Here is an 11,578-nt window from a genome sequence, read left to right as displayed (position 1 = left end):
ATGGCCAACGTTGCCATGATCATGCGTCAGAGGGACGTTGGGAAAGGATAAGCATACTTTCAGCAATCCGGGTAACGGGAGAAACTTGCAGTGTTGTTTTTGATGGGGCACTGGATGGAAAAATGTACAATGCTTATATTGAAAAATTTCTTCTTCCAACGCTTAAAGCTAACGATGTTGTTATAATGGATAATTTGAATGTCCATAAATCAAAAACAGCCCAAAACTTGATAAGGGAAAAAGGCTGCAAGTATATTTTCCTTCCAGAATACAGCCCGGATTTAAATCCCATTGAAAAGATGTGGAGCAAAGTGAAACAATTACTTCGGGGTATGAAAGCAAAAACATGTGATGAACTGTACAAATCCATTGGAAAAGCATTAAGTTGTATCACACAAAAAGACGCTGAAGGATGGTTTAAATCCTGTGGCTATGTAAAAAGTTAAAAGCAAAATGCTCTAAAGTCCCTCTGCTGTGGAAGCGCAAGGGCAAGGAGACGTCGTCTCATGGAGATGATCAGCCATTTTTTGGACTTTGTGCTGCACATCGACGTACATTTGTTTGAGCTTGTGGAGCAGTACGGGCTGTGGATCTACGCAATTTTGTTCATTATTGTTTTTTGCGAGACGGGCCTTGTGGTCACGCCCTTTCTGCCCGGCGATTCCTTGCTTTTCGCCTCCGGCGTGGTAGCCGGGGCCGGGCTCATGGGCTATGGCCAGGTCATGCTTGTTTTCCTGGCCGCCGGCATTCTGGGCGACGCGGTGAATTACTGCATCGGCCGGCATGCGGGGCCGGCCATCTTCGCCCGGGAAAGCCGCTTCATCAAAAAGGAATATCTGCTCAAAGCCCATCGGTTTTATGAGCGCCACGGCGGCAAGGCTATTGTACTGGCCCGCTTTATTCCCGTAGTGCGCACTTTTGCGCCCTTTGTGGCGGGCATTGCGCTGATGCATCCCACCACCTTTTTTTTCTTCAATGTCTCCGGCTGCGTGCTCTGGGTGGGAGCGCTGGTTTCAGCGGGCTTTTTTCTCGGCAATCTGGCCTGGGTGCGCGAGAATTTCAGTGTGATCGTCTATGCGATTATCGTCCTTTCCGTGTTGCCGGTACTTATTGAAGTGATCCGCGCCAGATGGGGGCGCGCAAAGAGCGGGAGCCGCGGCAATGATCCCGCCGGCGGCCCGGACGCGGGCTGAGCGCGTATGCCTGGCCTTCTGACAGGAACGGCTCTGATTTACACATAGGCAATCTGCTGTGGCACAGAGAAGCGTCCGGCGGCGTTTTGTTCCGCCTTCCTAGAGCAGATTACCTTTGACTTTTTATGAAAGTCAAAGGTGGCATTCAGGCGAAAAACGCGGTTTTCGCCTGAATGTACGCCGCGTTGCGGCGGCTGCCGCTTTCGCGTCAGCAGAGCATTTTCAAAGTGAAAACGCTCTAGTGACGGGACGAGGTCAGCGCAGCACGGTCAGGCGTCCGCCTTCCATGCGCGCTTCGCGATTGATGCAGAGCGGCGCGTCCTCATCGTGGTGCGAAACATACACGAGATGGATGCGCTTTTCAGGATGGTCCGCCACGGTATCCAGCACATCCAGGTAGCGGGCGCGGCTTTCGGCGTCCAGGCCGGAGCAGGGCTCGTCCAGCAGCAGAATGTCGGGATCGCCCGTCAGGGCTCTGGCCAGGAACAGGCGGCGCACCTGGCCTGTGGAAAGCAGGCGAATGGATTGGGCCGCCACCTGCTCCGCGCGGCCTTCCGGAAAAAGCGCATGGATCAGGCGCAGGGCCTGGTCTTTCTCGCGTTCTGTGAATTGGCGGTACAGGCCGATGCTGTTGTCAAAGCCGGAGCAGACCAGCTCCAGGCCGCTGAGTGTGAACCCATAGAGAGCCTGGGAAAGATCCGAGACCAGCCGCACGCCCTTGCGCACCTCGGCCAGGGTTTGCACGCTGCCGCCCTGGCGCGGCAGCCAGCGGCGGATACGGCCCCCGGCGGCCGCGAATGCATCACCGGCCAGCAGGCGCAGCAGAGTGGATTTGCCGGAACCGTTGGCCCCGGTGATGCGCCAGTGCTCGCCTTCATGCAGGCTCCAGGTGAGATTGTGCAACACCTTGCGCCGGTCAATGAATACCGAGACGTTTTCCAGAGCCAGCAAAATGCGGTCGTCGGCATTGGAGACCGGCTGCGGCGCGCGCGGCCCGGCCTTCGGGGCAGGGGAGGGGGCAGGGCCGGGCGCAGGGCTTTTTGCCGGAGCAACGGTATGCAGGCGGCCCGCGTCAATATACAGGCGGCCGCGGCACCAGGCCGGTATCTCGCCGGGACGGTGCGCGGTGAGAATCACGGTGCAGTTTTTCGCGCAGTCTTCCAGAGCGTCGGCAATACTGCGCCTGCGCGCGGCGTCCAGGCCGTCGGCCCACTCGTCCAGCAAGAGCAGGGCAGGCTTGCGCACAAGGGCCCGTCCCAGCAGAAGCAGGCGCAGCTGGCCCTGGGAAAGTGTGGGCACCAGCCGGTCCAGGAGGCTCACGGCCTGCAGACGGGCGGCCGTCTTTTCCACGACAGCCTCCTGGCAGGCGGCCCTTTGCGCATAAAGCAGAGGCGTATCGTCAAAAGCGGTGAGCAGCAGCTCCCTGCCGGTGATCTCCCAGGCCCGGCGCTGGTAAGTTTCCTGCTGGGACGGAGAAACCAGGGCGCTCATGGCTCTTCCGGCCAAAGGCGATTCTTCGGCTCCTTCCGCCGTATGCCAGTAGATATGCCCTTGCGCGGGCCAAAGCTCGCCGTGCAAAAGGCGCAGAAGTGTGGACTTGCCCGAGCCGTTGGGGCCCAGCAGGGCGCAGTGTCCGCCGCGCGCAATCTGCCAGTCAATGCCGTGCAGTACGGTTTCCTGCGCAGGATCGCCGGGCAGAAAAAGACTGACGTGATCCACTGTGACCAGCGGCGCTGCCGCGTCGGGGCCGGGCAAAGGCTGTGCTGAAAGGAACGGGCTGGTTTTCGGCATGATACGCGCACTCTTGTCAAAAGCGGCCGGGATCTGCGGGCCGCCATCCGGTCGCTCACGGGGTGGAGCCGGGAATCTCGTCCAGAGCATTTTTTCTTTGAAAATGCTCTGCTGACGCGAAAGCGGCAGCCGCCGCAACGCGGCGTACATTCAGGCGAAAACCGCGTTTTTCGCCTGAATGCCACCTGTGACTTTCATAAAAAGTCAAAGGTAATCTGCTCTAGAAGGGCTGCGCCGTCATGCGGCCCTTTTCAAAGATCACATGTTCTGTAAAGCCGAAGGCCCTGGCGTAGGAGGCCAGGCGCGCAAAGCCATAGGCAATGTCGTCAACGCCGTGAGCGTCCGAGGCAAAGCTCACGGGCACATGCAGCTCGGCGGCCAGTGCCATGATCGGCGGGGCCGGGTATATTTCGCGGCAGGCCTTGCGCAGACCCGCGGAGGAAATTTCCATGGCCATGCCCGCGTCGCGCAGGGTCGTGAGGCAGCGGCGCAGCAGTTGGAGGCTCTCCGGCCTGGCAAGCCAGATATGAAATTGCTCCACAGAGAAAATTTTGATCAAATCCGGGTGAGCCGCAATATTGAAGAGCCCGGAGCGCAGCATCTGTTCCCAGGCCGTGAAATAGGCCTGATACTGTGTTTCGCATTCCTCCTGGGAAAAGGTCTGCCAGGGCCCGGCGCCGTCGTCAAAGCCCCAGTGCCCGAGAAAGTGCACGCTGCCCAGCAGGTAATCGAAATCATGGGCTGCGCAGGAAGCGCGGGTAAAGTCCTCGCGGCCGTCCAGCCAGTCTATTTCCATGCCGAAGAGCACGCGGCAGAGACCGGCTTGCCCTTCACGCGGCGCGGCTTTAAGCGCGAGCACCTCGTGGACGTACTCCGGCAGGCGCCGGGTCAGTTGCTCGCGGTATTCATGCAGATAGTCAAAGCCTTCCGGGCGCGGCGAGTGCTCGGAAAAGCCCAGCAGCGTCAGCCCCTTGTCCAGGGCTGCGGCGTACATTTCCGCGGGCGTGTTCGCCCCGTGGGAATACGCGGTGTGGGTATGCAGATCGACTGTGATCATCTTCGGCTGCCCCAAATGCGCAAGTTGCAGGAAAAAAATAAAAAAATTTATGGGAGAGGAGCTTGCCTCCTCTCCCAGAACGCCAGAGGAATTTTGTCCGCCGGCAAGGCAGGCAAGCGACCCGGCGCGGGCGCGCAGTCATCTGCGTAACCAGTCCGGGCCGCGCGGCCTGACACAGCCAGCGGGCAAAAGAACATGGCGTCAGGCAAGCAGCCTCTTGACAATTTCCTGCCCGGCCCGCCGCCCCGCGCCCATGGCCAGGATCACCGTGGCCGCGCCGGTGACGATGTCGCCCCCGGCAAAGACGTTGGGCAGGGACGTCTCGCCGCTTTCCTCATTCACCTTGATGTAGCCCCACTGGTTTTGCTCCAGGCCGGGTGTGGCGTCCAGCAAGATGGGATTGGAGCGCGTGCCCAGGGCCACAATGGCCAGATCCGTGGGCAGATCGTAGACCTCATCCTTGATCGGCACCGGGCGGCGACGACCCGAGGCGTCGGGCTCGCCCAGCTCCATCTTCTGCAGAGTGACCGAGGTCAGGCGCATTTCCGCGTCGCCGTTGAAACACAACGGCGCGGAAAGCATGGCGAACTGCACGCCCTCTTCCTCGGCGTGCTCGATCTCCTCATGCCGGGCCGGCATTTCCGTCCTGGTGCGGCGGTAGACGATATGCACGTTTTCCGCGCCCATGCGCAGCGCGGTGCGCGCCGCGTCCATGGCCACGTTGCCCGCGCCGAAGACCGTCACGTTTTTGCCGGGAAAGGCCGGCGTGTCCTGCTTCGGGAAATCGTACGCCCGGCCCAGGTTCACGCGGGTGAGGTATTCGTTGGCCGAAAACACGCCTACCAGATTTTCCCCGGGCACGCCCAGAAAGACCGGCAGGCCCGCGCCCACGCCAATGAAGACCGCGTCATATTCCCGGCGCAGCTCTTCCACGCTCACGGTGCGGCCGCCCACATAATTCAGATGAAAATCCACGCCCGCGCCGTGCAGGCCGTTGATTTCCGTGGCAACCACGTTCTTGGGCAGACGGAAGGCCGGGATGCCGTAGATCAGCACCCCGCCGGGCTCGTGCAGAGCCTCAAAAACGTCCACCTTGATTCCCGCGGCCGCGCACACGCCCGCACAGGTCAGGGAAGCCGGCCCCGAGCCGACGCAGGCCACTTTTTTGCCGCATTGGGGCACGGCGCAGGCATTGGCGCCGGTAACCTGCTCGCAGGCCGTGGTCGCAATGTATGTGTCGGCCACAAAGCGCTCCAGGCGGCCGATGGCAATGGGCTGGCCCTTGGCCTTGAGAATGCATTTGCCCTCGCACTGGTTTTCCTGCGGGCAGACCCGGCCGCAGACCGCGGGCAGGCTGTTGGTGGTCTTGATGATCCTGTACGCCGCGTCCATGTTGCCGCGCGCCACTTCGGCGATGAAGTCGCGGATGGGCACTTCCACCGGGCAGCCGGTGACGCAGAGCGGCTTTTTGCACTGCAGGCAGCGGGAGGCCTCGGCAACAGCCATTTCCCTGGTATAGCCCAGGGCCACTTCCGCAAAGTTGGAGCGCCGCACGTCAGCGGGCTGGCAGGGCATGTCCACCCTGGGGGCAAGGGTTTTTTGGGGCTTCTTAGTTTCCATGTCCGCACCTGCTGTATGAGTCAATGGAGATTTTTTCCTGTTCGCGGTAAGCGGAAAGACGGCGGCGCAATTCGGGAAAGTCCACTTCATGCCCGTCAAATTCCGGGCCGTCCACGCAGGCGAATTTGGTTTTGCCGCCCACGCTCACGCGGCAGGCGCCACACATGCCGATGCCGTCCACCATGATCGGGTTGAGGCTGACCGTGGTCTTCACGCCGAAGGGGCGGGTGGTGTCGGCCACCGCGGCCATCATGGGCACCGGGCCCACGGCCACCACCTCGGACACGGTCTTGTCCGCTTCCAGGCGATCGCGCAGCAGATCCGTGACCAGGCCCTTGTGGCCGCGGCTGCCGTCGTCCGTGGAGATCAGCAATTCGTCGGCAAAGGAGGAAAGCTCTTTTTCAAAGAGCAGCAAATCCTTGCTGCGCGCGCCGATAATGCCGACTACCCGGTTGCCGGCGCGGGAGTGGCCCTTGGCAATGTGGTGCATGGCGGCAATGCCCGTGCCGCCGCCCACACAGATCACGGTGCCGTGTTTTTCAATGTGCGTGGGATGGCCCAGAGGGCCGCAGACGTCCAGGATGGCGTCACCTTCCTTGAACGTTTCCAGCACGGCAGTGCTCTTGCCCATAACCAGATAGACGATGGTAATGGTGCCGTTGGCGGCATCCGTATCCGCGATGGTCAGAGGGATGCGCTCGCCCTGCGGGTTCATGCGCAGCATGACGAAATGCCCGGGCCGCGCTTTTTGGGCGATCTGCGGCGCATGGAGCACCAGTTTGCTGGTTTTGCCCGGGATCAGGCTTTCCTTGTGCAGAATGGGTGTCGGCATAGACTCTCCTGTGCTGCTTGTGAGCCTGCCCCCGCGACGCTCCGTTTGTTTGCGCCCACGCAATACCTGTTTTTATTGCGTTCGCGTTATGCCGGAGTGCGCTCTCCCCATAAAAAGCCTTTCTTTTCCGGCAGAGAGCGGCAGTGCCCGTGGTGCGGACAGGCCCCGGAGCGTTTCAGCAAAACGCTCCGCCGACGCACGTGCGCCGGCTGCGAGGCAATGTGAATTCGGCAAAAAACCGCGCTTTTTCGCCGAAAGGGTTGTGAACCGCAGGGAGGCTCAAAACGGTCAGCATGGGAGCATCACGGGTTGGAATAGCGGCGAAACGCTCCGACGACGCCCCGGAGCGCCGCCCCGCGAAAGGGGCCGGAAAAAGATTCGCGGCCCGGCCCGCGCGGCGTGGAGCGCCGTTTTGCTTTGCCGGGTCCGCACGCCCTCGCGCATCCCGCTGGGGGAGAATCCGCGCGCAGGTACAGTCGGGCCGCGGGCGCGGCCTTGCTGTGCAGAACCGGCGTCGGGCAAGGCGAGGCTTTGCCCGCACGCTGAGTTGTGATTGTTGCAGGCATAGTAGCCGTGAAAAAGCCCCCTGGCAAGCGCCCGCGGCCGCGCAAATCTTTTTTTTCACAGAGCTGGCAGGCAGATAGCCTTGCCATTCCTTGATTGAGCGTTCAGTGAAATTTTTTTTTAAAAAAATTCCTAAGGTAAATTTTTGGCTCGCCGATAAGAAAAATGTTGAGTGGGGAAAGGGGAGAGCGTATAGCCGTAAAGGAGGCGAGTCAGGCGACCCCCATTGCAGGGAAGCAATGATCCATTCAGGGAGGAATGGTCATGTCGCTTATACGTACCGACGAATCCCGAACGGATAAAGAGCAGCCGGACAGCTTTGATCCCGGCGCGCAAGAGGAACTGGCGCAGGTTTCGCGCTATCTTGCGGTATTGGAAGAAAACAGAGGGGCCAGCCGCTTTGTCCTGGACGATGCGGCACTGGCCCTGGACATGGCCGGTTTTGTGAAAAACCGGCTGCACAAGGGGCATGCCGCTCCGGCAAGCCCCCTGGCGCGCCTGGCTCTGGCCCTGGTGCACAAGAGCCCGGAGGCGTGCGAGCAGTAAAGCCGATCATCATGCCCGCCGGCACAAAGGGCATTCGCAGCCGCACTGTGAACTGCCCTGAAAAACGGCCGCCGCAAGCGCGGCGGCAAGGCCGCATGTGGAGAAAATCCGCGCCGCAAGCGCGGCAGCAACCTCAACATACCGTCATGTTTCCGTGACATGAGGGGGATTCGCAACCGATTCGCCATCCAGTTGATTCTCCGCTCAAAGCCAGGGAGGGGCCGTGGGGGCCCCTCCCTTTTTTGGCGCCGGGCCGCCCCTGGCTCACTCACGGACGTTGCTTCCGGGAAAAACTCTGTTTTTTCCCGAAACGGAAACGTTGAACGCTGTAAAAATTTACAGGTACTTTGCTCTACTTCCGGAATCCGTGCCTGAAATCTTCGGCATACAGGCGCGAGGCCGCGCCTTTTTTCAAGGCAGCGGGCAGAACGAGAAAAACAACCTGCCGGGTAATGCCGTGCGCCGCCACGCTGCCGGCCAGCTCGCCAAGGCGGGTGCGGATCAGTTTTTCCTCGGGCCAGCCCACCCGATAGGCGCAGAGCACCGGCGTTTCCGGGGGCAGGCTGCGGGAGAGCTCTTCCTGCAAGGCCTGGGCCGCGTGCGCGGAAAGATAGATGGCCAAAGAAGTTTTGTGCGCGGCCAGGGCGGCCAGGCGCTCACGTTCAGGCACGGGCGTGCGGCCCTCCATGCGGCTGATGATCAGGCTCTGGGTCGCTTCCGGCACGGTAAAGGTCACGCCCGCGGCGGCCGCGGCCGCGCAGGCCGCCGTAACCCCGGGAATCACCCGCCAGGGGATGCGGTCCCGGTCCAGCAGGGCAGCCTGCTCGCGCAGCGCGCCATAGAGGGAGGGATCGCCCGTGTGCACGCGGGCCACGTTCTCTCCGGCCAGAGCCGCATCGCGGACCAGAGCATGACATTCCGCCAGCGTCAGGGGCGAGGAATCCGCCACTCTGGCCCCGTCTCCGGCGCAGGCCACCACTGCCGGGGGGACCAGGGAACCGGCATAGAGCACCAGCCCGGCCTGCTCAATGGCTTTGCGCCCCTTGACGGTCAGCAGTTCGGGATCCCCGGGTCCGGCCCCGACAAAAGAAACCAGACCCGGCCGCACCGTGTCTTGCTTGTTTTCCGCTGTGGGCATCGGTACTCCTTTTTTGCGTCGGCGTTGCGAGGCTGCCCGGCGCGACCGCCTGCACCCCGGCGCGGCGCTTGCCGTGCTGCGCGCGGGCTGCGGGCAGGCAGAAGGGATTGATCAGCTCGCGTTGTGCGCGGGTTTTTGCGCGGCCAGCAGAAAAACCGGATTCAACGCCGCCAGATGCAGATCTCCGCCCAGCTCGCGAGCCTCGGAAGCCTGGACCTGGACGATCTCCAGCGGCCAGCCCAGACGTTCCAGAAAGCGGCGGCTGCCGCAGAGCGTATCCAGCAGCACGCACGCGGCCACAAGCCGCCCGCCCGGCGGCAGGCGGTGGCAGACATGCCCCAGAATATCTTCGGCATCCTCGCCTGACAATCCGCCGCCGATAAAGACCCGTTGCGGGTCCGGGAGGGCGGGCAGACATTCCGGAGCCTGCCCCAGGCAGACATCCAGCGTGGCGGCCCCGAAGCGGCGGCGGTTTTCCTGGATGCTGATGGCCCGCCCGGCGGAGCGCTCCACAGCCACGACACGGCCTTCATGGGCCAGCACAACGGCCTCCAGAGCCATTGCGCCGGAGCCGGAGCCGATGTCCCAGACCACATGACGCGGTTTAATCCGCAGCAGGGAAAGCGCGGCGGCGCGCACCGGCCGTTTGGTTATCAGATTGCCTTCAACGGCAAGCTGCGCCGTGTCCAGGCCCAGATACGGCGCGCGCGGCCTGTCTTTGGGAACCAGCAGCAGGGTGCAGGCCGGGCCGAAAGCGCGGCAGGCCGTTTCCGAAAGGCTGAGCTGGTGATGCGCCTCATCCGGCGCGCCCATGCGCTCGAAAATATGGGCCGTGAACCAGTCCACGCCGCGATCCAGCAGATGCCGGGCCAGCACGTCCGGGGTCATGCGCGCATCGGTCAGGATGCAGAGCGGCGCATCCTTGCCCGCGGCCCTGTTCAGAGGCCCGAGATCGTCGCGCCCGTGCAGCGAGAGGCAGATTACCTTGTGCCAGGGCAGGGCCAGGCGCGCGCACGCCTGTTGCAAGGAGCTCACGGCCGGGAGCAGGCGCACGGTTTCCGGGCCCAACTGGCGGGCAAGCGTCGCGCCGATGCCGAAAAAAAGGGGATCGCCGTCGGCCAGCACCAGCACGCGCTCCCCGGCGGCGCGCAACTGGCTCAAACGGCTGAGCACAGGCTCCAGCGGCGCGGTCAGAGGCAGAACGCGGGCTTTGGCTGCGGCGAAACCCTCCAGCAGGGCCTTGCCGCCGCAGATCACGTCGGCCTTTTCCACCAGGGCGCGCTGTTCCGGGGGCAGGGCCGCAAGATCCCGGCCGCAGCCGCAGGCCAGGCCCAGCACGGTGATTGGTTCCGGCGCGGGCGTGGTCGGCTCAAAGACAAAAAGCGAGTGCAGCATTGTGGTCAGGGGCGGCCAGCCGTCCGGCTCCGGGACCGGGCAGGCCGCGGCCTGCCCGGTGTCCGCCTCCGGCCGCTCCGCGCAGGAGCCGGAAAGAGATTCCTGAACTTCGGAAACATCAATGCCGGGGAGCGCAGCCTGTTTTTTCATAATGCCAGCAATTCCCTGCCGTCAGTGTGGAAAAGATGCAGACCCACGGGACGCCCCGCGAAGTTCCGCGCCGTGCGGGCCGCGCGGTGGCCCACGGCCGTGAGCGCCGCCGGACCGGCCGGGTCCGCCAGAATATGCTCCAAAGCGTGGGCCGCCGTCACACAGCGGGCCACCTGGCCGGCGCAGGCCAGACCCTGGCGGGCGCAGAGTTCGGCCAGATCCGCCATGTCCAGCGCGGCGTCGCGGGCATGGGTGGAGGCATGCCCCTGGGCCAATTTGACCAGCTTGCCGAAAAAACAGCCCCAAAGTATCCGCGAAAAGGGCAAAGACCCGGCCGCGCGCAGCGAAAAGCGCGCAAAATCAGCGACCTGCACGAAACTCTGGGGCGCAAGCTGCGGATAGCGGGCCATGAGCAGCTTTTCCGAACGCCGCCCGGTAGTCAGGCACACGGTTCGGCAGCCTGTGGCCAGGGCCACGCTCAGGCCCTGCTCGATGGTGGCCCGCCAGGCCGCATGGCTGAAGGGCCGCACTGTGCCCTGAGTGCCCAGAATGGAAATGCCGTCCACAATGCCCAGGCGCGGATTAAACGTGCGCCGGGCGATTTCCCGGCCTTGGGGCACGCTGACAATGACCAGCAGCGGCGGGCAGCGCAACGGCGCGCGCTCCGCGGCATACAGGCCCAGGGCAAAACGGATCTGCTCCTGCGGCACGGGATTGATGGCCGCTCTGCCCACGGGCACGGGCAGGCCCGGCAAAGTGACCCTGCCCACGCCGGGGCCGCCCGCAATCTGCACGAAACCGGGCTCTTCGGGCCCATGACGCGACTCTGCGCCAGGCTCCTGCCGGCCAATCGGAATCGGGCTGCCGGCGCTTGTTGCAAAATCCGCCCCGCGGAACACAACAGTGGCCGTGATCAGCGCGCCGGAGGTGGCGTCGGGATCATCGCCGCCGTCTTTGCGGACGCAGGCGTGCGCAATGCGGCATGGGCTCGCGCCGGGCGCCTCTTGCGCGGCACGCGCGGCGTGCTGGTTCACGCGCCGATCCCCAAGCTCCGGCGCAGGGCCGGGCGCGCAACAGGCCACGGGCAACAGACGCCACTTGCTCGGGCAACTCCCCGCGAATACGGCTTTTTGGCCGTGAGGCGGCGGCGTGAACGGCGGCAGGGGCACGCGCACCGTATGCGGGGCGCGACCCTCGCAGAGCAGGCTCAACGCGGCCAGAGCCGCGCCTGTGGCCGCCGTGCCCGTGGTAAAGCCCTCGCGCAGCGGCTGAGCGTGCGAATGGCGCGTCAC

Annotated in this window: 10 protein-coding genes; 3 read left to right on the top strand and 7 right to left on the bottom strand. The window is 63.3% G+C overall.

Annotated elements, in window-relative coordinates; genetic code table 11:
- Positions 1-446: IS630 family transposase (locus tag G7Y52_RS06935; RefSeq protein WP_165068766.1), on the top strand; the 446-nt coding region annotated here is incomplete at its 5' end.
- Positions 447-506: 60 nt separating this feature from the next.
- Positions 507-1,193, top strand: a complete 687-nt coding sequence (locus G7Y52_RS06930; protein ID WP_165068761.1) for a DedA family protein — start codon at positions 507-509, stop codon at positions 1,191-1,193.
- A 255-nt stretch (positions 1,194-1,448) separates the two neighbouring features.
- Here G7Y52_RS06930 and G7Y52_RS06925 read toward each other — a convergent pair whose 3' ends face one another.
- From G7Y52_RS06925 to G7Y52_RS06905, 4 genes are all read right to left on the bottom strand, one after another.
- Complete coding sequence (locus G7Y52_RS06925) at positions 1,449-3,134, bottom strand: ATP-binding cassette domain-containing protein (protein ID WP_241159629.1); 1,686 nt, start codon at positions 3,132-3,134, stop codon at positions 1,449-1,451.
- A 70-nt stretch (positions 3,135-3,204) separates the two neighbouring features.
- On the bottom strand, positions 3,205-4,041 hold the full coding sequence (locus G7Y52_RS06915; RefSeq protein WP_165068750.1) for a histidinol-phosphatase: 837 nt from the start codon (positions 4,039-4,041) through the stop codon (positions 3,205-3,207).
- A gap of 201 nt (positions 4,042-4,242) precedes the next feature.
- On the bottom strand, positions 4,243-5,661 hold the full coding sequence (gene gltA, locus G7Y52_RS06910) for an NADPH-dependent glutamate synthase (protein WP_165068745.1): 1,419 nt from the start codon (positions 5,659-5,661) through the stop codon (positions 4,243-4,245).
- Positions 5,651-6,493, bottom strand: a complete 843-nt coding sequence (locus G7Y52_RS06905; RefSeq protein ID WP_165068741.1) for a sulfide/dihydroorotate dehydrogenase-like FAD/NAD-binding protein — start codon at positions 6,491-6,493, stop codon at positions 5,651-5,653. Before G7Y52_RS06905 ends, gltA begins: the two co-directional genes overlap by 11 nt.
- Positions 6,494-7,321: 828 nt before the next feature.
- Between G7Y52_RS06905 and G7Y52_RS06900 the strand changes: the two genes are divergently transcribed.
- Positions 7,322-7,603: a hypothetical protein gene (locus G7Y52_RS06900; protein WP_165068737.1), complete on the top strand. Its 282-nt coding sequence runs from the start codon at positions 7,322-7,324 to the stop codon at positions 7,601-7,603.
- Between the two features lie 352 nt (positions 7,604-7,955).
- On the opposite strand, the gene cobM is transcribed toward G7Y52_RS06900, so the two are convergent.
- The 3 genes from cobM to cbiD all read right to left on the bottom strand — a co-directional run bounded on the left by cobM (position 7,956) and on the right by cbiD (position 11,578).
- Positions 7,956-8,741, bottom strand: a complete 786-nt coding sequence (gene cobM / locus G7Y52_RS06895) for a precorrin-4 C(11)-methyltransferase (protein WP_165068734.1) — start codon at positions 8,739-8,741, stop codon at positions 7,956-7,958.
- 111 nt (positions 8,742-8,852) lie between these two features.
- Positions 8,853-10,286, bottom strand: a complete 1,434-nt coding sequence (cbiE, locus tag G7Y52_RS06890) for a precorrin-6y C5,15-methyltransferase (decarboxylating) subunit CbiE (protein ID WP_165068714.1) — start codon at positions 10,284-10,286, stop codon at positions 8,853-8,855.
- Positions 10,283-11,578: a cobalt-precorrin-5B (C(1))-methyltransferase CbiD gene (gene cbiD, locus G7Y52_RS06885; protein ID WP_241159628.1), complete on the bottom strand. Its 1,296-nt coding sequence runs from the start codon at positions 11,576-11,578 to the stop codon at positions 10,283-10,285. The genes cbiE and cbiD overlap by 4 nt, the downstream gene beginning before the upstream one ends.

Origin of the sequence: Desulfovibrio sp. ZJ200, from assembly GCF_011039095.1 — a bacterium.
Classification (GTDB): domain Bacteria; phylum Desulfobacterota; class Desulfovibrionia; order Desulfovibrionales; family Desulfovibrionaceae; genus Desulfovibrio.
Note: the sequence above shows the minus strand (reverse complement) of the source record. Positions and strands in the feature narration are given on the sequence as shown.

Excerpts from the sequence above, each read along its gene's own strand:
- G7Y52_RS06930 (WP_165068761.1), top strand. The coding sequence starts at position 507 with ATGGAGATGATCAGCCATTTTTTGGACTTTGTGCTGCACATCGACGTA.
- G7Y52_RS06925 (WP_241159629.1), bottom strand. The coding sequence starts at position 3,134 with ATGTACGCCGCGTTGCGGCGGCTGCCGCTTTCGCGTCAGCAGAGCATT.
- G7Y52_RS06915 (WP_165068750.1), bottom strand. The coding sequence starts at position 4,041 with ATGATCACAGTCGATCTGCATACCCACACCGCGTATTCCCACGGGGCG.
- gltA (WP_165068745.1), bottom strand. The coding sequence starts at position 5,661 with ATGGAAACTAAGAAGCCCCAAAAAACCCTTGCCCCCAGGGTGGACATG.
- G7Y52_RS06905 (WP_165068741.1), bottom strand. The coding sequence starts at position 6,493 with ATGCCGACACCCATTCTGCACAAGGAAAGCCTGATCCCGGGCAAAACC.
- G7Y52_RS06900 (WP_165068737.1), top strand. The coding sequence starts at position 7,322 with ATGTCGCTTATACGTACCGACGAATCCCGAACGGATAAAGAGCAGCCG.
- cobM (WP_165068734.1), bottom strand. The coding sequence starts at position 8,741 with ATGCCCACAGCGGAAAACAAGCAAGACACGGTGCGGCCGGGTCTGGTT.
- cbiE (WP_165068714.1), bottom strand. The coding sequence starts at position 10,286 with ATGAAAAAACAGGCTGCGCTCCCCGGCATTGATGTTTCCGAAGTTCAG.